The 21,035-nt window shown below is 71.5% G+C and carries 18 protein-coding genes and 1 pseudogene; 5 read left to right on the top strand and 14 right to left on the bottom strand.

The features are described 5' to 3' along the window. Window positions 1-81 precede the first annotated feature (81 nt). Complete coding sequence (locus ITJ55_RS03825) at window positions 82-1,755, top strand: ABC transporter family substrate-binding protein (protein WP_194594148.1); 1,674 nt, start codon at window positions 82-84, stop codon at window positions 1,753-1,755. A gap of 33 nt (window positions 1,756-1,788) precedes the next feature. Here ITJ55_RS03825 and ITJ55_RS03830 read toward each other — a convergent pair whose 3' ends face one another. From ITJ55_RS03830 to ITJ55_RS03850, 5 genes are all read right to left on the bottom strand, one after another. Further along, window positions 1,789-2,436 carry a signal peptidase I gene (locus ITJ55_RS03830; RefSeq protein ID WP_370544001.1) on the bottom strand — a complete coding sequence of 216 codons (648 nt, stop codon included), beginning with the start codon at window positions 2,434-2,436 and terminating at the stop codon, window positions 1,789-1,791. Further along, a complete protein-coding gene (locus tag ITJ55_RS03835; RefSeq protein ID WP_194594149.1) occupies window positions 2,433-3,350 on the bottom strand; it encodes a hypothetical protein in 918 nt (305 codons plus the stop codon). Before ITJ55_RS03835 ends, ITJ55_RS03830 begins: the two co-directional genes overlap by 4 nt. Then, a complete protein-coding gene (locus ITJ55_RS03840; protein WP_194594150.1) occupies window positions 3,341-4,246 on the bottom strand; it encodes a hypothetical protein in 906 nt (301 codons plus the stop codon). Before ITJ55_RS03840 ends, ITJ55_RS03835 begins: the two co-directional genes overlap by 10 nt. Continuing rightward, window positions 4,243-4,845, bottom strand: coding sequence for a TasA family protein (locus ITJ55_RS03845; protein WP_194594151.1), 603 nt, complete (start codon window positions 4,843-4,845; stop codon window positions 4,243-4,245). Before ITJ55_RS03845 ends, ITJ55_RS03840 begins: the two co-directional genes overlap by 4 nt. 149 nt (window positions 4,846-4,994) lie before the next feature. Next, window positions 4,995-5,573 carry an alternate-type signal peptide domain-containing protein gene (locus tag ITJ55_RS03850; protein WP_194594152.1) on the bottom strand — a complete coding sequence of 193 codons (579 nt, stop codon included), beginning with the start codon at window positions 5,571-5,573 and terminating at the stop codon, window positions 4,995-4,997. A gap of 390 nt (window positions 5,574-5,963) precedes the next feature. On the opposite strand from ITJ55_RS03850, the gene ITJ55_RS03855 reads away from it, so the two are divergent. Continuing rightward, window positions 5,964-7,964, top strand: a complete 2,001-nt coding sequence (locus ITJ55_RS03855; protein ID WP_370544002.1) for an alpha-1,4-glucan--maltose-1-phosphate maltosyltransferase — start codon at window positions 5,964-5,966, stop codon at window positions 7,962-7,964. Between the two features lie 10 nt (window positions 7,965-7,974). Next, window positions 7,975-10,209 (top strand): 1,4-alpha-glucan branching protein GlgB, encoded by a 2,235-nt coding sequence (gene glgB, locus ITJ55_RS03860; RefSeq protein ID WP_194594154.1) that lies wholly within the window; start codon window positions 7,975-7,977, stop codon window positions 10,207-10,209. 111 nt (window positions 10,210-10,320) lie between these two features. Here the strand turns inward: glgB and ITJ55_RS03865 are convergent, their stop codons facing one another. Further along, complete coding sequence (locus ITJ55_RS03865) at window positions 10,321-11,319, bottom strand: tetratricopeptide repeat protein (RefSeq protein WP_194594155.1); 999 nt, start codon at window positions 11,317-11,319, stop codon at window positions 10,321-10,323. Then, on the bottom strand, window positions 11,316-13,118 hold the full coding sequence (locus ITJ55_RS03870) for a hypothetical protein (protein ID WP_194594156.1): 1,803 nt from the start codon (window positions 13,116-13,118) through the stop codon (window positions 11,316-11,318). Before ITJ55_RS03870 ends, ITJ55_RS03865 begins: the two co-directional genes overlap by 4 nt. 238 nt (window positions 13,119-13,356) lie before the next feature. On the opposite strand from ITJ55_RS03870, the gene ITJ55_RS03875 reads away from it, so the two are divergent. Next, complete coding sequence (locus tag ITJ55_RS03875; RefSeq protein ID WP_194594157.1) at window positions 13,357-15,240, top strand: hypothetical protein; 1,884 nt, start codon at window positions 13,357-13,359, stop codon at window positions 15,238-15,240. Window positions 15,241-15,313: 73 nt separating this feature from the next. Further along, a complete protein-coding gene (locus tag ITJ55_RS03880) occupies window positions 15,314-16,372 on the top strand; it encodes an AI-2E family transporter (RefSeq protein ID WP_194594158.1) in 1,059 nt (352 codons plus the stop codon). A gap of 59 nt (window positions 16,373-16,431) precedes the next feature. On the opposite strand, the gene ITJ55_RS03885 is transcribed toward ITJ55_RS03880, so the two are convergent. The 7 genes and pseudogenes from ITJ55_RS03885 to ITJ55_RS15890 form a co-directional block, all read right to left on the bottom strand. Continuing rightward, the gene (locus ITJ55_RS03885) at window positions 16,432-17,175 is read right to left on the bottom strand and encodes an alpha/beta hydrolase (protein WP_370544003.1); all 744 of its coding nucleotides are present in this window, start codon (window positions 17,173-17,175) and stop codon (window positions 16,432-16,434) included. Then, on the bottom strand, window positions 17,172-17,471 hold the full coding sequence (locus ITJ55_RS03890) for a hypothetical protein (RefSeq protein ID WP_194594159.1): 300 nt from the start codon (window positions 17,469-17,471) through the stop codon (window positions 17,172-17,174). Before ITJ55_RS03890 ends, ITJ55_RS03885 begins: the two co-directional genes overlap by 4 nt. A 62-nt stretch (window positions 17,472-17,533) precedes the next feature. Beyond that, window positions 17,534-18,241: a lytic transglycosylase domain-containing protein gene (locus ITJ55_RS03895; protein WP_194594160.1), complete on the bottom strand. Its 708-nt coding sequence runs from the start codon at window positions 18,239-18,241 to the stop codon at window positions 17,534-17,536. A gap of 217 nt (window positions 18,242-18,458) precedes the next feature. Then, complete coding sequence (locus ITJ55_RS03900) at window positions 18,459-19,013, bottom strand: DivIVA domain-containing protein (RefSeq protein WP_228497758.1); 555 nt, start codon at window positions 19,011-19,013, stop codon at window positions 18,459-18,461. Between the two features lie 62 nt (window positions 19,014-19,075). Further along, on the bottom strand, window positions 19,076-20,074 hold the full coding sequence (locus ITJ55_RS03905) for a phosphatidate cytidylyltransferase (protein WP_194594162.1): 999 nt from the start codon (window positions 20,072-20,074) through the stop codon (window positions 19,076-19,078). Next, the gene (frr, locus tag ITJ55_RS03910; protein WP_056258360.1) at window positions 20,074-20,592 is read right to left on the bottom strand and encodes a ribosome recycling factor; all 519 of its coding nucleotides are present in this window, start codon (window positions 20,590-20,592) and stop codon (window positions 20,074-20,076) included. Before frr ends, ITJ55_RS03905 begins: the two co-directional genes overlap by 1 nt. Before the next feature lie 77 nt (window positions 20,593-20,669). After that, a pseudogene (locus ITJ55_RS15890) lies at window positions 20,670-21,035 on the bottom strand (uridine monophosphate kinase); the annotation flags it as partial.

The following is a 21,035-nucleotide window of genomic DNA, read 5'->3' on the forward strand; positions in this document are numbered from 1 at the left end:
CGCCTCGTGACAACACGGGCCGCCGTCGCCCTCGCAGGCACCCTGATCAGCATTTCTCACCACGATGCAGTTCGGAGTGCCATGAAGATCACGAAGAAGCTCGGCCTCGCTGCCGGCCTCGTCAGCATCGCCCTCGTCGTCACGGCGTGCAGCGGCGGCGGCGGCACCGACGGCGACGGGGCCGCCCAGAACGGCCAGTTGTCCCCCGACGGCGACATCAACGCCACCGCGGCGGCCGACGTCGAGCAGGGCGGCACGCTCACCCTGCCCCTGCAGCAGCTGCCCTCGCAGTGGAACTACGCGCAACTCGACGGAGCACTCGGCGACGCGGCGCTGATCGAGAGCGCCGTGCTCCCCCAGCCGTTCCGGATCGACGAGAAGGGCGTGCCGCAGCTCGACGAGAACCTCGTCACGAGCGCCGAGGCGACGAGCGACGACCCGCTCGTCGTGACCTACGACATCAACCCCGACGCGGTGTGGAACGACGGCACGCCGATCACGGTCGCCGACTTCCAGGCCTGGAAGACCGCCCTCGACGGCTCGAACGCCGAGTACCAGGTGGGCAGCACCCTCGGCCCCGACCGCATGGCCTCGGTCGAGGCGGGTTCGAGCGACAAGCAGGTCGTCGTGACCTACTCCGAGCCGTTCTCGGACTGGAAGAGCATGTTCGCCCCGCTCTACCCGGCGAGCCTCTACAACGACCCGACCGCGTTCAACACGGCCTACGTCGACGCGCTGCCCGTGTCGGCCGGGCCCTACAAGGTCGACACCATCGACACGACCGCCCAGACCGTCACCATCGTGCCGAACGAGATGTGGTGGGGCGACGCCCCCAAGCTCGACTCGATCGTGTTCCGGGCCCTCGACAGCGACGCGGACATCGACGCCTACCTGAACGGTGAGATCGACTACGTGACGGGCAACTCGTCCGAGCGGTACGACCGCCTGAAGGACGCGAAGGACACGGACATCAGGGCGGCACCGTCCAACCGGTACACGCACGTCGACTTCAGCACCCAGGGCGTGCTCGCCGACGAGAAGATCCGTCAGGCGATCCAGCACGCCGTCGACCGCGAGGCGCTCGGCAAGGTCATCACGGGCACCCTGCCCTACGAACTGACGACGCTGAACAACCACCTGTTCCTCAGCACGGACGGCGCCTACCAGGACAACGCGAAGGAGACGGGCGACTACGACGTCGACGAGGCCAAGAAGATCCTCGCCGACGACGGGTGGGAGCTCGACGGCGACGTGCTCGAGAAGGACGGTGAGAAGCTCGAGATCGCCGTCACCATCCCCTCGGGCACGCCGATCTCGCAGCAACTGTCGGAAGTCATGCAGAGCCAGCTCGCCGCCGTCGGCATCACGCTGACGATCAACGCGGTGGCCGTCGACGCCTTCTTCGAGGACAACGTCACGCCCGGCAACTACGACATGACGATCTTCGTCTGGCAGGGCACCGGCTACCAGGCGTCCAGCGTCAGCATCTACAACTCCGACGAGCAGGGCCAGAACTACGGTCGCGTCTCGAGCCCCGAGATCGACGACCTGCTGAGCGAGGCCGTGGGCGAGGGCGACCCCGACACGGCGGCCGACCTGTACAACCAGGCCGACGAGAAGATCTGGGAGATCGGGCACTCGATGCCGATCATCCAGGCGCCGTTCATCTCGTTCCAGAGCCCGAAGCTCGCGAACTACGGCGCCCGCGCCGGAGCGAGCGACGTCGACTGGACGATCGTCGGCTTCACGAAGTAGACCGCGCCACCCCGGGCCCGTCCGCCCTCTCGCTCAGCGGGAGGCCGGACGGGCCCTTCGCGTCCGCACCTGACGTCGCTGCGCCTCCACCAGTCCTGTCGCGAGGGCGTAGCCCGCGTAGCCGAGCAACGCGACGGCCAGCAGCGGCACGATCCACGACCGGGCGTCGCCGTTCACGACCTGGTTGACGAAGCCGAGCCAGGGCACCGAGTACCACAGGGTGCCCCGCACCTGCTCGGGCAGCACGAGGGCGGCGTCGGGCTCGGAGTTCGCGTCACCCTTCGTGACGAACGCCGTGCCGCCGTCCGACGACGACACGATCTCGGTGACCCGGTGGCTGATCACCTCGGGCCGACCGCTCTCGATCTGGTAGGTCACGACGTCGCCGAGGCGGATCTCGTCGACCGGCGTCGGCGCCACCACGATCAGGGTGCCCGGGGGCAGTCGCGGTTCCATCGAGCCGGTCAGCACGGTGAGGGGCGTCGCCCCGGCCGCCTTGGGCACGACGATGAGCACCACGGCGAGCCCGAGCACCACGGCGAACAGACCCGCGCTGAGCCCGAGACCGAGGGCGTGCCGCAGCCCCCTGCCGCGCACGGCTGCGCGGCGGCCGCTCACGGCTGCGCGGCGGCCGCTCACGGCGGCGCGGCGGCCGCTCACGGCTGCGCGGCGGCCGCTCACGGCTGCTCCCCCGAGGCCCCGTCGTCGTCGACGCCCGCCCGACGTCGTCCGACCGCCACGAACGCGCCCGACAGCACGGCGATCGCCGCGATCAGCAGCGGCAACCAGCTGCCCCTCAGGGGCGACGGCACGAAGTCGTCCAGAGCGTCCAGGGCGTGGACGGGCAGGTCCGTGTCGCCCCACGAGCCGACTCCGCCGCCCGACCCTCTCGTGCCGTCGACGGAGGACGCCGCCCCGCCGGCCGGAGCAGCCGAGGAGGCGCGGGTCGCCACCGCCTCGACGGTCGCGCTCGACGCGCGGTCGCCCCCCGCGCCTCCTGGGGTCGCGTCGTCACCGACGCCGGGGTCCGAGGTCTCGGCCCCCGCGCAGCCCGCGACGAGGGCGCCCCCCGTCAGGCCGGTGAGCGTGACGAGGACGCCGAAGTCGAGCGTCTGTTCGTCCGTGCCGGCACCCGCGGACTCGTCGAGGGCGACCGCGACGGTGATCGGTGCCTCCTGCCCGGCGGCGAGCCGGACCGGGGCGAGCACCGGGGTGCACCCGTCGTCGGCCAGGGTGACGGGCGGCACCTCGCCGAGGTCGAGGTCGGAGTGCGAGCTGACCGTGACCGTCTCGGCGAACGCGGCCGACGAGGCCGTGACGTCGACGAGCCGGGCCCCGAGCGTGGCGGGCCCGGTCGAGACGTTCTTCACCCAGAAGGTGCCGGTCGTGCTCGCCCCCGGCACGAGCCGGAGGTCGTCGCCGAACAGGGCGGAGTCGAGCCGACCCTGCCAGTGCCGGCCGTCGTCGCTCACCATGAGGCGCGGGGCCTCGCCCGCGACCGCCGGCGCCGGGGTCGCCAGGGCACCGCCGACCGCCGCGACGAGGGCCGCGGCGGTGACGGCGGCGACGACCGGTCGACCGTGTCTCACGGGCACTGGATGTTCCTCGTGCCGTACTGGTCGTAGACCACCCTCAGGGTGCCGACGGCCATGAGGTCGGTCGGCTGGCCGTCGACCACGACCCGGATGTCGACGGTGATCGGTCCGTCGCCGAACGGGTCCTTCGGAAGGGTGTCGCGGGTGAAGGCGAAGTGCGGGTAGTCGCCCGTCTGCTCGGAGTTCGAGACGCGGGTAATGCCGACGTAGCTCGCGTAGCGGGTCGCGGTCGCTCGCGACGACGGGTCGAAGTCGAGCCACGCGTAGGCCTCGCCGTCGGGCCGGCAGACGGCCGCCTGCGCCGGCGCGATCGTGTTGTTCTGCACGATGCGGCGGTCCAGCGGAGTCGCCGTCCACGACCCGGCGGCGAGCGAGACGGTGAGGGTCGGGTTGACGCGGCCCGTGGGCGAGGACGTCGCGATCGAGGTCCGCAGGCACCAGGTGACGGACGCCTTGCTCGCGAGCGTCCCCGTCATGTTCGGGACGGCCGCCCAGGTGCCCTCGACCCGGCCCGAGCCCACGGGGGCGGAGGCGGTGCAGTCCGAGGCGGAGGGGACGGGCCAGGCCACGAGGACGATCGACCGGGCGAGCTCGGTCGAGCTGCCCGAGCTGAGCATGCCGCCGGTCGAGTAGGTGGCCTGGACGGTGCCGGCGTTCGTGACGGTCCACGGCGCGGTCAACGACCTCGTCGAACCGGCGTAGTCGGCCTGCAGGCCGTCCACCGTGCCGGCCGAGAGCGCGACCGCGCCGGTCCTGACCTGCTCGGTCAGGGTGGCGTTCGCCGTCCAGAGCGCGGCCGCCGCGCCTCCTGACGCCAGGACGACGCCCACGATCGCGCCGACGACGAGGGCGGCCGTCGCGCGGCGGGCCGAGGGGCGTGCCCGACGGCCCGTCACGGCGCCACCTGCGTGCCGGTCAGGACGAGCCCGATCGACGAGGTCTGGTTCTGCACGGCTGCCGGTGCGTCGCCGTCGAGCGTGACGACCACGCATCCGGTGACGGTCACCCCGGCGGGCATCGTGAAGTAGCCGCTGCCGGTGTCGAAGCTCGAGGGGCGGGCCGAGTAGCCGCCCACGCCGGTGGTGCAGTCCGCCGACCTCGCCACGGCGGTCAGCCGGACCGTCAGCTCGCCGACGAGCGACGACGTCGACGCGGTGGTGGTCCCGGCGGCGACCCTCATGGCGAGGTCGACCGAGCCGGTGTTGGTCGCGGTGAAGGTGCCGGCGGTCGCCCCGCCGGGGCCGAGCACGGTCGCGTCGAGGGCCGTGACGGCGCCGACCGAGAGGCCTGCCGTGCCCGAGCTGACCGTGACGGCGGTGGGGGCCACCGAGCCGTTCCACAGCGCGTACGTGCCCCCGGTCGCCACGAGGGCGACGGCGACGGACCCGCCCACGACGGCCGTCCCCGCCCAGAGCGAGCGCAGCGGGCGACGAGGCGAGGAGGCGCGCTCGGCCGAGCGGTGACGCGCGCGTCCCGCAGGTGACGGTCTCGACATCGGCTCACCCCCTGGCGGTCGGTCGTGCGGTGGTCCGGGCCCCGGTGGTCGGCCGGGTCGGATGAGGAGGTGGCGGCCGGACCGCGTCGGGTGCGGTCCGGTCGCCGGTCGGTGCGGCGGGTGCGGGGCCGACGCGCGGCCCCCACGCGCTACGCGATGGCGCGCTGCTTGAGCGTGAAGGTCAGCTTGCTCAGGTCGAGCGTGCCGCCCTGGCTGGCGGCGTCGGTGACGGTCGAGGGCAGCTCGACGACGAAGGTCACCACGGCCGAGGTGCTGCCGGCGGCGACGGGGGCGACGACGTAGCTGCCGGCCGTGCTGCCGGCGCTGACGCCCGCGGGCAGGGTCGAGTTGCCGGCGGCGGTCGAGACGGTGAGCGCGTTCGTCACGTACGGCTTCAGGCTGCCGGTGACCGACGTCGCGTCGTAGGTGAGGTCTGCCCGCAGGTCGGTGCCGGAAGCCACGATGGTGATCGGCTGCGTGAACTGCAGCTTGCTGCCGGGGACCACCTTGTAGGCCGCGACCTGGGCCGTGGTGAGGGCCGTGCTGCGGCCGTTCGTGACGTCGGTCCAGCTGCCGGCCGACGAGGGGGCGAGCGACAGGGTGCCCGAGGCGACGCTCGAAGCGTTGACCTCGGTGCTGGCGTTCCAGAGGGCGAAGGTGCCGGCGCCCCCGAGGAGGAGGGCGATGCCGGCGGCACCGGCGACGGCACCCGTGACGAGCTTGTTCATGGTCGGTCCTGTTCCGCGCGCCGGGGCGCGCTCGAGCACCGCCGTGCGCCGTCGGTCGGGTCGACGTCGGGGTGGCGCACGGCGTTGCAGGGCTGTCGGCTCCGGGTCGGGCGGCCGATCGGTGTCGTCGGGCGCCGGGCTCTCGGGGAGTTCGGGTCCATCGGGCGGGCAGGCCGCGACGACGTGTCCGACAATACGCGGTCCCCCAAAGTGCCGACAGGTTTTCTATGCATCTGCATGCACCCAGTTGGGGGGACAAAACGTACCGTGACGTCTGTCGGCGTCAGGGCGGACACGTCCGTGTCCCCCGACCGCTCGCTCGACCACGCCGACGCTCCCTCGGCGGGCGGGGCCGGGACCCGCCGCGCCAGACCGGGTACGGTCGACATCGTGGCGACAGCATACGAACCCAGAGTCGGGCGGATCCCCATCACGGGACTCACCCCGACGACCCCCGACCGCGTGTTCCCGACGAAGGCCTTCTCCGGCGAGGTGGTCACCTTCGGGGCGACCGTCTTCCGCGAGGGTCACGACCTGATCGGAGCCGATCTCGTCACGACCGATCCCGAGGGGGTCGAGGCCCGGCACCGCATGGTCGCCGGCATCCCCGGCACCGACCGGTGGACGGCCCAGGTGCAGCTCGAGGCCGAGGGCGACTGGACCTGGCAGGTCGAGGCGTACACCGACGACTGGGCCACCTGGCTGCACGCTGCCGAGATCAAGGTGCCGGCCGGCCTCGACGTCGAGGTCACCTTCGCCCTCGGCAGCCGGCTGCTGACCGACGCCGTGGCCGACCACCCCGACACGACGCTCATCCGCGACGCCGCCAAGGCGCTCTCGAACGCCGCGCTCTCCCCCGCCGCGCGCCTCCGGGTCGCGACCGACCCGCGCCTCGCCGCCGTCCTCGCGGTCACGCCGCTGGCCAGCCTGGTCACCCGCAGCGCCCCCGAGGCCCTGCGCGTCGAGCGCAGCCGCGCCGGCCTCGGCAGCTGGTACGAGTTCTTCCCGCGCAGCGAGGGCGCCCGCAAGCAGGCCGACGGCACCTGGAAGAGCGGCACGTTCCGCACGGCCGCCCGTCGACTGCCGTCGATCGCCCGCATGGGCTTCGACGTCGTGTACATCCCGCCGGTGCACCCCATCGGCACGACGTTCCGCAAGGGGCCGAACAACACGCTGACCGCCGGGCCCGAAGACCCCGGGTCGCCGTACGCCATCGGTTCGCCCGACGGCGGGCACGACGCCGTCCACCCCGACCTCGGCACGGTCGCCGACTTCCGCTGGTTCGTCGACGCCGCCAAGAACGCCGGCCTCGAGCTCGCACTCGACCTGGCCCTGCAGTGCTCGCCCGACCACCCCTGGGTCACCGAGCACCCCGAGTGGTTCACGACGCTGCCCGACGGCACGATCGCCTACGCCGAGAACCCGCCGAAGAAGTACCAGGACATCTACCCCCTGAACTTCGACAACGACTACGAGGGCGTCAGCCGTGAGGTGCTCCGCATCGTGCGGCACTGGATCGAGCTCGGCGTCACGATCTTCCGGGTGGACAACCCGCACACCAAGCCGGTGCGCTTCTGGGAGTGGCTGCTGCACGAGATCCGCAGCACGAACCCCGAGGTCGTCTTCTTGTCCGAGGCCTTCACCAAGCCGGCCATGATGCAGGCTCTCGCCCAGGTGGGGTTCCACCAGTCGTACACGTACTTCACCTGGCGCAACGAGAAGTGGGAGCTCGAGGAGTACCTCGACGAGCTGTCGAAGGAGACCAGCGCCTGGCTGCGCCCGAACCTCTTCGTCAACACGCACGACATCCTCACGCCCTACCTGCAGTTCGGCGGACCCGCGGCGTACAAGATCCGCGCCGCGATCGCCGCGACGGCGTCGCCGACCTGGGGCGTCTACTCGGGCTACGAGCTCTTCGAGGACGTGGCCCGACCCGGCAGCGAAGAGAACATCGACAACGAGAAGTACGAGTTCAAGCCGCGCGACTGGGCCGCCGCCGAAGAGGCCGGGGCGTCGCTGGCGCCGTACCTCACGCAGCTCAACCGCATCCGCGCCTCGCACCCGGCGCTGCGTCAGCTGCGCAACCTCGAGATCCACTCGAGCGACGACGAGTCGATCCTGGTCTTCTCGAAGTACCTGTCGCGGGCGCACACCCGCAGCGGTCGCGCCGACGGCATCATCGTCGTCGCCAACGTCGACCCGCACTCGGCGCGCGAGACCACCGTCCACCTCGACGTGACGAAGTTCGGGCTGCAGCCCGGTGGCACCTACACCGTGCGCGACCTCATCACCGGTCAGTCGTGGACCTGGGGCGACGACAACTACGTCCGGCTGGACGCCTTCGTCGAACCGGTGCACGTCCTCTCCGTCGACCTCAACCGAGCCCCGTAGGAGCGACCCGATGACCACCACTCCCCCGACCGAGCCCGACGCGACCCCGGCGGCCGAGCCCGACACGACGCCGGCCTCTGCGGCCGAGCCCGATACGACCTTCGCCCTGGGCGACGACGAGGTCCACGCCGCCGCCGCCGGCACCCACGACCACCCCCACGCCGTCCTCGGGGCGCACCCCCGCGGGGGTCGGACCGCCGTGCGCGTCGTCCGACCGTTGGCCGACACGGTCACGGTGACCGGCGCCTCCGGGTCGTCGTTCACCCTCGAGCACGTCGCGCACGGCCTCTGGCAGGGCGTCACGAGCGAGCCCCTCGGTGCCTACACGGTCGAGGCGACCTACCAAGGAGGCGCGGCGTGGGTCTCCGACGACCCGTACCGCTTCGCGCCCACCGTCACCGAGTTCGACCTCTACCTCTTCGGCGAGGGACGCCACGAGCAGCTCTGGAAGATGCTCGGCAGCCACGTGCGCGAGCACGAGGGCGTCACCGGCACCTCCTTCGCCGTCTGGGCGCCGCACGCGCGTGCCGTCCGCGTGAAGGGCGACCTCAACGGCTGGAACGGCGAGCGACACGCGATGCGTCGACTCGACGGCAACGGCATCTGGGAGCTCTTCGTGCCCGGCGTCGACGGCGGCGTCTACAAGTACGAGATCCTCACCGCCGACGACGTCTGGGTCGAGCGGGCCGACCCGATGGCGCGCACCTCCGAGGTGCCGCCGCTGACCGGCTCGGTCATCACGAAGGCCGCCCACGCCTGGTCGGACGACGCGTGGATGACCTCCCGCGCCGAGAACGACGTGCACCAGGGGCCGATGAGCGTCTACGAGCTGCACGTCGGCTCGTGGCGCCCCGGCCTCTCGTACCGCGAGCTCGCCGACCAGCTGATCGAGTACGTCGGTGACCTGGGCTTCACCCACGTCGAGTTCATGCCGCTCGCCGAGCACCCCTTCGGCGGCTCGTGGGGTTACCAGGTGACCGGCTACTACGCCGTGACCAGCCGGTTCGGCAGCCCCGACGACCTGCGGTACCTGATCGACCGGCTGCACCAGGCCGGCATCGGCGTCATCATGGACTGGGTGCCCGGGCACTTCCCCAAAGACGAGTGGGCCCTCGCGAAGTTCGACGGCCAGGCCGTCTACGAGCACTCCGACCCGCGTCGCGGCGAGCAGCCCGACTGGGGCACCCTGGTCTTCAACTTCGGCGACTCGCAGGTGCGGAACTTCCTCGTCGCGAACGCCCTCTACTGGCTCGAAGAGTTCCACATCGACGGGCTGCGCGTCGACGCCGTCGCCTCGATGCTCTACCTCGACTACAGCCGCAACGAGGGCGAGTGGCTGCCGAACGAACACGGCGGCCGCGAGAACCTCGAGGCGATCAGCTTCTTGCAAGAGGCGAACGCGACGGCGTACAAGCGTCACCCGGGCATCGTCATGATCGCCGAAGAGAGCACGAGCTGGCCCGGCGTCACCCGCCCGACCAGCGAGGGCGGCCTCGGCTTCGGCGTGAAGTGGAACATGGGCTGGATGCACGACACCCTCGACTACGTCGAGAAGGACCCCCTCTACCGCGCGTACCACCACGGCGAGATCACCTTCTCGTTCGTCTACGCGTTCAGCGAGAACTTCATGCTGCCGATCAGCCACGACGAGGTCGTGCACGGCAAGGGGTCGCTGCTGGCCAAGATGCCCGGCGACCAGTGGCAGAAGCTCGCCAACCTGCGCGCCTACCTCGCCTACATGTGGGGTCACCCCGGCAAGCAGCTGCTCTTCATGGGCAGCGAGTTCGGTCAGCCCAGCGAGTGGAGCGAAGAACGCGGGCTCGACTGGTGGATCCTCGACCAGCCGGTCCACCAGGGTCTGCACGGCCTCGTCGCGCGCCTCAACGAGGTCTACCGCGACGAACCGGCGCTCTGGGCCCACGACTTCGACACCGAGGGCTTCGAGTGGATCGAGGGTGGCGCCGCCGAGCACAGCGTCGTGGCGTTCCTCCGCAAGTCGGGCACGGGCGAATCGGTCGCCGTCTTCGCCAACTTCTCGGGACAACCCGTGCGGATGCGCTTCGGCCTGCCCGAGGCGGGTCGGTGGGACGAGATCCTCAACACCGACGCCGAGGTCTACGGCGGCTCGGGCGTGGGCAACTTCGGCGGCGTGACCGCCACCGACGAGCCGTGGGCGGGTCGCCCCGCCGCGGCCGACGTCCAGCTGCCGCCGCTCGGCGTCGTCTGGCTCAAGCTGCGCCGCTGAGCCGGCCCGCACGACCACACGACCCCCGCGACCCGTCAGGGCCGCGGGGGTCGCGTCGTCGTGACGCCGTGTCGCCGTGACGTCATCACGCGACACCGCAGGAGGCGCGGGTCAGTACAGCAGCATCGCCAGACGACGGCGGGCGGTCGCCACCCGAGGGTCGTCCACCCCGACGATCTCGAAGTACTCGAGCAGCCGGGCCCGGGCCGCGTCGCGCCCCTGGGGGTCGAGTGACGGGAAGACGGTGAGCACCCGGTCGAAGGCGTCGTCGATGTGTCCGCCGCTGAGGTCGAGGTCGGCCACGTCGAGCTGGGCGTCGAGGTCGGTCGGCGCCGAGGCGGCCGCCGCCCGGACGTCGGCGAGCGACGCTCCTTGCAGGCGTTCGAGCAACGACACCTGGGCGAGGCCGGCGACCGCGAGCTGGTCGCGGGGGTCTTGGGCGATGGCCGTCCTGTAGGCGGTGATCGCCGCGGCGTAGTCGCCCCGGTCGATCGCGTCGTAGGCGTCCTGGTGGTGCGGCGGCAGCGGTTCGGGCTCGGGCTCGACGTCGTCCGCCTCGCCGACGGGGGCACCGTCGACGACCGCGGTGCCCGTGACGCCGTTCTGGGCGGCGAGTTCGAGCACCTGCTCGAAGACGTCGCGCACCTGGGCCTCGGGCAGCGCTCCGACGAAGAGCTGGACGGGGCGACCGCCGATGACTGCGGCGACGGCCGGGATCGACTGAGCCTGGAAGGCCTGCGTCAGTTGGGGGTTCGCGTCGACGTCGACCTTGACGAGCAGCAGGCGGCCCGCGTACTCGGCCACCAGCTTGTCGAGCACCGGCGAGAGCTGCTTGCAGGGGCCGCACCACTCGGCCCAGAGGTCGACGATCACCGGGACGGTGTTGCTGATCTCGAGCACCTGCGTGAAGGTGGCGTCCGTGGCGTCGAGCGCGAGACCCGGCACCGCGACCTGACCGGAGGCCGGGGCGCCGGCGCCACCCGCGCCTCCTGCGGTCGGGGCCTCAGCGGGCTCGCCCGAGGGCGCGGCCGGGGCCGGCGGACGGTTGACGAGCGACGAGAGGTCGACCGCGCCACGGAGGCCGGCGGGGACGGGGGGCAGGTTGGTCATGGCAGCTCCTTGGCAGAGATGAGGGCCTGGCTGAATCCGAGCAGGACGATCGGGTCGTCGCTGCCCACGGGCGGGACGGAGAAGAGCAGTTCGACGCCGTAGGTCGCCTCGATGCCCTTCGACGACTCGTCGAGCCCGAGCAGGGTCTTGACCGTGCCCTCGGGGTTCACCTTGGCACCGGTGGCCGTCGGCTTGACGGTCTCGATCTCGTTCAGCGCGACCGAGACGATCGCTCCGGCGTCGTTCGTGGCGAACGCGACCGGGGTCTCGTCGTCGGGTTGCGAGGCGTAGTCGATCGACGCGGTCGTGGGCAACGCGGCCCGTTTCGCGTCTTTGTACGTCTTGCCGATCTTCTCGCGCAGGGTGTCGCCGTCTCCCTGGAACTGCGCCGCGTACTGGCTCTCGTCGCCGTTGCGCAGGATGTCGCCGTAGGCCTCGGCCAGCTGGTCGGGCTGCAGCTTCAGCAGCTTGACGTCGGGCGACAGCCTGGCGGCACCGACCGAGGCGGGCGCCACGGTGAGGGGGGTCTGCGTCTGCAGGCTGACGGCGTACTCGACCTTGTACGGGTCGCGCGCCGTCTCCTGCTCGAGCGTCAGCGCCACGGGTGCCACGCTCTCGTCGGCGTCCTGGACGACGACGAACGCCGACCGGGGCCACGAGTCGGCCTGCTGCGGCAGCGTGAGCGTGACGGTGCCGGACGGGATGGCCAGAGGGGCGGCCGCGGCCGCGTCCTTCGACCGGATGACGTAGTTGGCCTGACGCTGCTCGAGCGCCGGGCCGGTGAACCGCGTGGCCGCGAGGTCGCCGTTCAACGAGGCGTCGGCCTCGGTGGCCGTCGCGGAGATGCGCTCGACGATGCGCTTCGCCTGGGCCACGCTGATGACCGGCGGCTGCAGGGCGCTGCCCTGGTCGCCGCCGTCCGTGCCGTCGGTCGATGTGGGCGTCGGGGTCGGGGTGGACGAGTCGGAGCCCGCGGCCGGAGCCTGCTGAGGCCAGTAGTCGGCCGTGCACGCCGAGAGGGCGAGAGAAGACACGAGCACGATCGGTGCGACGGCCACGAGACGACGGATGCCACGCGGACGATCTCGGGCGGGTGCGATCGTCTCGGTGCCCTGGGCGTCGAGGGCCCGGACGGCCTTGCGACCGGCCCGACGAGAGAGCCGGGGCCGCTTGCCGTCGCCCGACCGGCGTCGCGGACCACGGGTGCGGCGGTGGTGCAGGATCGCCCAGACGTAGAGTCCGATGCCGATCAGCAGCACCACCAGGCCGCCGACGATCAATGGACCGGCGAGCGGCGTCGCGGTCGAGAGCGGCCAGGTGACGCGGATGTCGGAGGGCGCGGGCCGCGTGCCGTCCGACACGACGACGAGCGACACGTCGTCGGGAGCGTCGAGCGAGAACGTGAGGTCGGAGCCCGAGAACTGGTCGAACCAGAGATCGGAGTCGGTCGGGTCGGGGACCTCGGTGCTGTCGCCCGAGACCGTGCGGCTGACGAGGCCACCCGTGGCCTGGTCGTACTCGACCTCGTTGTAGGTCGCGTCGCCGACCCAGCCCAGCACGTCGGAGGTGCGGCCGTAGGCGGCGAAGGCCGTGTCGCCGCCGGACACCGACACGGTCTGGCGGCCGTCGTGACCGTGCAGTGCGGAGGCGGGGACGACCGTGACGGTCGCGTCGGAGTCGGAGGTGTCGACCTGGGACGACACGCTCGGCGGGGGTGCGAAGACGGTGCGCTGGGCGAAGCCCAACGCGACCATCACCGCCGCCAGGACGACGACGACGACTGCCACGATGAAACGCACGTTTCTCTCCCTCCGAGCCACCATCCCGGTCGGGGCGCCAGGAACCGTCGTGGTCGACGACGGGCCTCGCACGAGCCTGGCCAGGGGGCCGGGCGCGGCAGCAGAATTTAAGACGGCTCAGCGTATCCGACGAGGCTGAGAGGCGCCTAACCCGCGGGTCGGCGTCCGCCGAGGGGCTCGCACTAGCATCGTCTCTCGGACCGCCGCCCGGTCCGCACCCTGCACCGAAGGAGACACCGTGGCCGCTGACGAAGCCGATTTCGGCATTGAACTCCGGGGCTACCGGAAGGACGAGGTCGACCGCGTCCTCGGCGACCTGCGTCGAGAGCTCATCAAGGCCAACGCCGACCGGGCCGACCGGGCGAGCGAGGTCGCGTTCCTGCAGCAGCGGGTCGACGAGATCCGCGCCGAGCTCGAGGAAGCGGGCACCCCCACGTACTCGGGCCTCGGCAGCAAACTGGAGCAGACCCTGCGACTGGCCGAACAGCAGTCCACCCTGCTGATCAGCCAGGCCGACATCGACGCCGAGGCCCTCCGGTCGTCGTCCACCGCCGAGGCGAAGCGGCTCGTCGACGATGCCACCGAGCGGGCCACCGCCGTGCTCGACGACGCGAAGGGTCGTGCCGCGGCGCAGGTCGCCGAGTCGACCGCCGACGCGGACCGTCTGGTCGCCCGTGCCAGGGCCGAGGCCCGCGACCTGCTGCAGGAGGCCCAGCGCGACGCCATCTCGATCCGGGGCTCCGCCGCCACCGAGGCGGCCCAGAACGTCTCGACCGCCCGACGCGAGGCTGCCGCCCTCCGGGCCGAGGTCGAGCACGAGGTCGCCGAAGAGCGAGCCGCCGTCGCCAGGGACCTCGCCGAGGCCCGCGACGAGGCCGAGACCCTCGCCGCCGACACGCGTGAGGCCCGGGCGGTCTTCGACGCCGACTCGGAGCGGCAGCGCGCCGACCTCGACCGCGAGGGCGTGACCGTCCGGGCCGAGCTCGCCCGGCTCGACGAGACCACCCGCGCCGACCTCGACGCCGAACTCCTCGCGCGACGCGGTGAGCTCGACCGTGAGATCGCCGCGGGCCGGGCCGGGCTGGCCGACGACGTCGCTGCGCAGCGCGCCGAACTCGAGCGCGACGTCGCCGCCGAGCGTGCCGCGTTGGCTCACGAGGTCGCCGAGACCCGGGCGCTGCTCGCGCGGGACGTCGACGCGACCCGCGCCGACCTGACCGACGAGGTCGAGTCCACCCGCGTCGAGCTCGAGCGCGAGATCACCACCGGCCGAGACCGTCTCGCCGCCGAGATCGCCCAGGCCCGGGCCGAGCTCGAGGGGGAGCTCGGCGACGCCCGCACCGAGTTCGAGCGCGAGACCCGCCGTCGTCGCGACGACCTCGACCTCGCCGAGGTCACGTCGCGCGAACGCGTCGAGCGCATCACGATCGAGACCGACGAGCGCCTCCGCCGCGAGAGCGACGCCCAGGCGGATCGCCTGGCTCGTGAGGACGCCGAGCGTCGGGCCGAACTCGCGGCCGAGATCGACCAGGCCCGTGCCGAACTGGCGGCCGAGACCGCCGAGGTCCGCGCGACGCTGGCGGACGAGACCGAGGCCCAGCGTGCGCGCCTCGTCGCCGACGACGTCCGGGTGCGCGCCGGGCTCGAGGCCGATCGTGAGCGGGCGACGGCCGACCTGCGCCGCGACCTCGACCAGGGCCGAGCCGACCTCGAGGTCGAGTTGCTCGCACGCCGCGACGAGGCCGAGGCCGAGCTGACCCGCCGTCACCGAGAGGCCGTCGCCGAGACGCAGGACCTCCTCGACTCGGCCGCCGAGCAGCTGGCCGACGCCACCCGCCGTGCCACCGAGGTGCGGCGTGAGGCCGACGAGCTCGAACGCGAGGCCGGTGAGTATTCCCGCACGACCCGGTCGGACGCCGACACGACGGCCCACGAGGTGCTCACGAACGCCGACGAACGGTCGCGGTCGATCGTGGCCGAGGCCCAGCAGCGCGCGGACGACCTGCTCGGCGACGCCGAGGAGCGTCTCGCCGACATCACCCGCGAACGGGATGCCGTCGCCGACTACTTCGAGAACCTGCGTGGCATGATCGGACAAGTCGGCGGCGGTACGCCAGAGTAGGGCGACAGGCCGTGCCGGGCGATCGGGGCGGCCGTGGCCACGACCGGCCCGTGCAGTCGACAGGAGCCCGCCCGTGAAGATCCACAACCCGTTCCGCATCGGGTTGCTCGCCGGTCTCGGCGTGCTCGTCGCGCTCGTGATCGGCGGGGCCGTCGGTCAGCTCTCGACGATCCTGACCTACGTCGGCGCGGCCCTGTTCATCTCGTTGGGCCTCGATCCCATCGTCTCGTGGCTCGAGAAGCGTCGCGTGCCCCGCGGCATCGCCATCGTCATCGTCCTCGTGGCGGTGGTGGGCGCATTCGTCGGGGTGGTCTTCGCGATCGTGCCGGTCATCGTGCAGCAGACGACGAGCCTGATCCAGGCGCTGACCTCGTACCTGCAGAGCGTCACCACGCAGCAGTTCGTCGACAACCTGCAAGAGCTCGTGCCCCAGAACGTCTTCGACGTGCAAGACGCCCTCGACTCGATCGTGGACTTCCTCACCAACCCCGACAACGTGGTCACCATCGGCGGTGGGGTGCTGGCGGTGGGCGTCGCGATCGGCAACGGACTCTTCGGCACGGTCGTCGTGGTGATCCTGACGATCTACTTCACCTCGTCGATCAACAGCGTCAAGCGTGCCCTCTACCAGCTCGTGCCGGCGTCGAAGCGCGCGACGTTCGTCGACATCTCGGAGCAGATCAGCCAGTCGGTCGGTCGCTACGTCATCGGGCAGTTCACGCTCGCCGCGACCAACGGCATCCTCAGCTTCGTCTTCCTCACGATCATCGGCGCCCAGCAGCCGGCCGTGTTCGCGTTCATCGCGTTCCTCGGCTCGATCATCCCGCTCGTCGGCACGATCAGCGGTTCGGCGATCATCGTGCTGGCGCAGATCGCCCTGCTGCCGCAGTCACCGGCCACCTGGATCACGGCCGCCGTCTACTACCTCGTCTACATGCAGGTCGAGGCCTACCTGCTGAGCCCACGCATCATGCGCCGTGCGGTACGCGTACCCGGCGTGATCGTCGTCATCGCCGCCTTGGTCGGCGGCACGCTGCTGGGCGTCCTCGGGGCCCTGATCGCCATCCCGGTCGCGGCCTCGGTGCTGCTGATCATCCGCGAGGTCTACGTGCCCCGACAGAACCAGCTCTGAGCCCGTCACGAGGCGCGGGGCCGTCAGGAGGCGCGGGGCGGCCAGGAGGCGCGGGGCCGTCAGGAGGCGCGGGGCGGCCAGGTGGACGGCAAGGGCAGCGCACCGGGGGCGACGTGACGGACGATCTCGGTGAGCACGCGGCTGGTCTGCTTCTCGCCCACCCAGAGGTGCTTGCCACCCTCGACGGCCACCACCTCGGCTTCGGGCACGAGCGCGAAGCGCCGGCGAGCCTCGTCGGGACGCAGGTAGTCGTCGAACTCGGGCACGACCGCCACGACGGGCCGCCCCGACCCGTGCCACGCCGAGAGTTCGGCGTCGGTCGTGCGGTGCAGCGGCGGAGACAACAGCACCGCTCCGGCCACGTCGACGTCGAGGCCGTGTTTCAGGGCGACCTCGGTGCCGAACGACCACCCCACCAGCCACGGAGTGGGCAGTCCACGATCGCGGACGAACGCGACGGCGGCGGCGAGATCGGCCGCCTCGGCTACGCCCTCGCCGAACTCGCCCTCGGAGCGACCTCGCGGTGAGGACACCCCCCGGAAGTTGAACCGGAGGACGGCCAGATCGGCCAGCGCCGGCAGACGCGCCGCAGCCTTGCGGATGACGTGCGAGTCCATGAACCCGCCCGCGGTCGGCAGGGGATGCAGCGTGACGAGCGTGCCGACCGGATCGCGGTCCGCGGGCAGGCTGAGTTCGCCGACCAGGGTGAGACCGTCGCCGGTGCGCAACTCGACGTCCTCTCGGCGAGCGGGCAGCAGGACTCCCCCGCGGATGTCGACGACGTCGGTGTCGGGGCTCGTCACGAGATCCTCCAGCAGTGGGTGTGCCAGTGGCGGCGGGCCGCCAGGTCGTCTTCTGCCCCGAACAGCCCGTCGGCTCGCCAGGCCACCACGTGCGGCGTGGCCGGGGCGATGCCGAGCGAGCAGCCGGGGCAGACGTAGTCCTTGACGGCCGACGTGGCCGAGACCGACTGGACGTGGAACGAACGCCCGTGCTTCGTCTCGACGGTCAGACCGCCGAAGGACGCCCGGGGGAGGTCGTACGCCTCGTCGGCCTCACGCCGGTCGCGCGTGCGACGGGGGCGGTTGCTTCGGGGCATGACGACCAGCGTAGCAACGGCCTCGGAGTCGAGGACCGCGCCACCGACGGCCAGCGGCGCGATCAGTACCAGTTGTTGGCGACGGAGTGGCCCCAGGCACCGCACGGCGTGCCGTACCGTCCGCCGATGTAGTTCAGGCCCCAGGTGATCTGGGTCGCGGGGTTCGTCTGCCAGTCGGCACCGACGGAGGCCATCTTGCTTCCAGGCAGGGCCTGGGGGATGCCGTACGCACCGCTGGACCGGTTGGACGCGTAGACGTTCCAGCTCGACTCCTTCTGCCACAGCGACACGAGGCAGTCGTACTGGTCGGTGCCCCACCCGCGTGAGGCGACGATCTCGGCGGCGATCGCCTTGGCGCTGCCCGGGTCGGGCGTACCGGCGACGGGTGCCGCAGACGACTTCTTCGCACTGCCGGACGACGAACCCGACGTCGCTTCGGGGGCGGCGGTCTCGGCCACCACCACGGGCGGCGGCGGCGGGACGTACTCGGTGACGCCGTAGGCATCACGATCGGCAACCGTCACGGCGGCGCCTGCCACGGTCAGGGTCTGGCCGGGGGCGGTCAGCACCGACGCGGCACCCGGGGCGGTCGTGGCGGCCTCGGCCCCCGCCAACGGGTTGACGAGGGAGGCCGAGACGAAGGCGAAGGAGGCGCAGAAGCCGATCAGGGGCACGACGAGGCGACGAGCGGCACCCGCACGGCGAGGTGCCGTGGTCGGACGACCGGGGCCGGTGAAGGCGAGCCCGCCCGGGGCCGGTCGGCGGACCATGCTCTGCGAGGCCGGGATGCGGACCCGTCGACGGGTCGAGGGTCGTTCGACTGCGGCCGGGTGCTCTCGCCGAGAGGGACCGGGTGTCGGATTAGCTGCGTGCCTGCCCATGAGTCCGTCCAGGGTAACCGAATCCGAGCATGACGGCCAGGGCCGACGGGTCCGCGTGTCGGTGACCTTCGACGGGCGCCACGCTCGGCGCGACGGCGGCGTGCCGTCAGCGGACGGCGAGCATGACGTCGACGACCGTGTCGAGCAGCAGGTCGACCTGGCTCTCACGGTACCCACCACGCCGGGGCCTGAAGACCGACGAGCGGACGTCGTCGATGCTGAGCGGACGGCCGTCGGTGAAGTAGCCGTGCAGGCGGCGGGTCAGGCGGTCGACGTCGCGGGGGTGGTAGCCCGTGGTGAGGATGCCGACCCGGTCGAAGCGGTGGCCCTGGGGCCGTTCGAGGCGGGCGACGATGTCTTCCGCCCCCGAGCGGGCGTCCGAGAACCAGGTCGACTCGCTCCCCGACGAGACGGCACGTTCGCGCTCTCGACTCGCGAAGGCGTCCTCGAGGCGTTCGAGGGCGGCGTCGACGTGAGCCGTGGAGTAGCCGCTCTTCGTCAGGCCGAAGGCCGTGCGACGGATGCGCGCCGAGTCGATGCCGATGCTCGCGTCACCGGCGTACGCCTTGCGGGCGTCGGCCAGGAACGAGTCGACCTCGTCGACGTCGTAGCCGCGCTTGCCCTTGGGAACGGTCGGGAATGTGCTGCTCACGGCCACCATCATGCCGCATCACCCGATGTCGATCCGCCGGACGCGCGGCGCCACCGACTTCGGCGGGCGTGCTACGCGAAGAGGAGGTAGAGCCCGTACGCCGCCGCCGCGGACGGCAACGTGCTGTCGAGCCGGTCGAGGAACCCGCCGTGACCGGGCAGCCAGGTGCTGATGTCTTTGATGCCGAGGTCGCGTTTGATGAGCGACTCGGACAGGTCGCCGATGGTCGCCGTCACGATGATGACCCCGCCGAAGACCAGACCGAACCACCAGGGCTCGTCGAGCAGGAACACCGACAACAGGACGGCCGCGATCAAGCTGGCCGCCACGGAGCCGGCGAAGCCCTCCCACGTCTTCTTCGGGCTGATGCGAGGGGCCATCGGGTGTTTGCCGAAGTTGAGGCCGGTGGCGTACGCGCCCGTGTCGACGGCGATCACGACGATGAGGGCCGAGAGGGTCCACCACTGGCCGTCGGGCCGGGCAGCCATCAGCACCATGAAACTGCCGAGGAACGCGCAGTAGATCTGGACGAAGGCCCCTGCCCCGAGGTCGCGACCGAGTGAGGAGGCGCTGCTGCGGTGCGAAGGACGGGCCAGTTCGACGAGGCGCCACGCCGACACGAAGACGATGCCGCCGAGCAGTGCCGCCCAGTGACCCGCCGCGCCACCGTAGAAGGCGGCGGGGACGACCGCGACGCCCGCGAGCACGCTCGGAAGGCGAGGGACGTCACGACCCGCGAACCGCAGGGCGCTGGCGAGCTCGAAGCACAACGACCCGATCAGGGCCGCGGCGACGATCATGAAGAACGCCTTGACGAAGATCAGGCTCAGCAGGACGGCGGCCCCGAGCAGCACGCCCACCGCGATGGCCGCCGGCAGGTTGCGCCCGGTGCGGGCCGTCAGCTTCTCGTTGCGGGAGTCGAGTCGGGCCTTGCCCGCCCGGAGCTGCGTCTCGATGTCGTGCCGGGCGGCCTGCGCACGGGCGTCGAAGTCGGCACGGCGACTGCCGAGGGTGCTCTTCTGAGCCGGTGACGATTCGTCGGAGCCGGCCCCGTCGGGTCGATCGCTCATCAGACCTCGAGCAGCTCCGCTTCTTTCTTCTTCAGGGCGTCGTCGATCGAGTCGATGTAGCCCTTCGTGATCGACTCGAGTTCTTTCTCGGCGCGAGCCACCTCGTCGTCGCCGACCTCGGTCTTCTGGGCGTCGAGCGCTTCTTTCGACTTGCGTCGGATGTTGCGGACCTGCACCTTGGCGTCCTCGCCCTTGGTGCGGACGATCTTCACGTACTCCTTCCGACGCTCCTGCGTGAGCTCGGGGATCGTGACGCGGACGATGGTGCCGTCGTTCGTCGGGTTGGCCCCGAGGTTCGGGAAGGTCGCGATGGCCTTCTCGATCTCCTTCAGGGCCGTCTTGTCGTACGGGGTGACGATCATCGTGCGGGCTTCGGGCACCTGCAGCGAGGCCAGCTGGGCCAGGGGCGTCGGCGTGCCGTAGTAGTCGATCGGGATCTTCTGGAACAGAGCCGGGTTGATGCGGCCGGTGCGCACCGTGCCGAAGTCGTTCTTCGCGGCGTCGAGCGCCTTGTCCATCTTGTCGCGCGTGTCGGTGAGTACGTCGTTGATCGCCACTGGTGCTCCTTGTTCGGTTCGCGGTCGAGCTTAGTCGTCTAGTTGCTGACGATCGTGCCGATGCGTTCGCCACGGATGGCGCGGGCGATGTTGCCCTCGCCTTCCATGCCGAACACGTGCATGGGCATGCCGTTGTCCATGCAGAGGCTGAAGGCGGTCGAGTCGACCACCTTGAGCCCCTGCATCAGGGCCTCTTGGTAGGTGAGCCGGTCAAGCTTGACCGCCGAGGGGTCGTGGCGGGGGTCGGCCGAGTAGACGCCGTCGACGCCGTTCTTGGCGACCAGCACCTCGGTGGCCCCGATCTCGAGGGCACGCTGGGCCGAGACGGTGTCGGTCGAGAAGTACGGCAGGCCGGCGCCGGCGCCGAAGATCACGACGCGCCCCTTCTCGAGGTGTCGCTCCGC

Origin of the sequence: Frigoribacterium sp. VKM Ac-1396, from assembly GCF_015350895.1 — a bacterium.
Taxonomy (GTDB): domain Bacteria; phylum Actinomycetota; class Actinomycetes; order Actinomycetales; family Microbacteriaceae; genus Frigoribacterium.

Bases quoted from the DNA above. Each gene is read 5' to 3' on its own strand.
- ITJ55_RS03825 (WP_194594148.1), top strand. From the start codon at position 82: ATGAAGATCACGAAGAAGCTCGGCCTCGCTGCCGGCCTCGTCAGCATC.
- ITJ55_RS03845 (WP_194594151.1), bottom strand. From the start codon at position 4,845: ATGTCGAGACCGTCACCTGCGGGACGCGCGCGTCACCGCTCGGCCGAG.
- ITJ55_RS03850 (WP_194594152.1), bottom strand. From the start codon at position 5,573: ATGAACAAGCTCGTCACGGGTGCCGTCGCCGGTGCCGCCGGCATCGCC.
- glgB (WP_194594154.1), top strand. From the start codon at position 7,975: ATGACCACCACTCCCCCGACCGAGCCCGACGCGACCCCGGCGGCCGAG.
- ITJ55_RS03865 (WP_194594155.1), bottom strand. From the start codon at position 11,319: ATGACCAACCTGCCCCCCGTCCCCGCCGGCCTCCGTGGCGCGGTCGAC.
- ITJ55_RS03890 (WP_194594159.1), bottom strand. From the start codon at position 17,471: ATGCCCCGAAGCAACCGCCCCCGTCGCACGCGCGACCGGCGTGAGGCC.
- ITJ55_RS03895 (WP_194594160.1), bottom strand. From the start codon at position 18,241: ATGGTCCGCCGACCGGCCCCGGGCGGGCTCGCCTTCACCGGCCCCGGT.
- ITJ55_RS03900 (WP_228497758.1), bottom strand. From the start codon at position 19,013: ATGGTGGCCGTGAGCAGCACATTCCCGACCGTTCCCAAGGGCAAGCGC.
- ITJ55_RS03905 (WP_194594162.1), bottom strand. From the start codon at position 20,074: ATGAGCGATCGACCCGACGGGGCCGGCTCCGACGAATCGTCACCGGCT.
- frr (WP_056258360.1), bottom strand. From the start codon at position 20,592: ATGGACAAGGCGCTCGACGCCGCGAAGAACGACTTCGGCACGGTGCGC.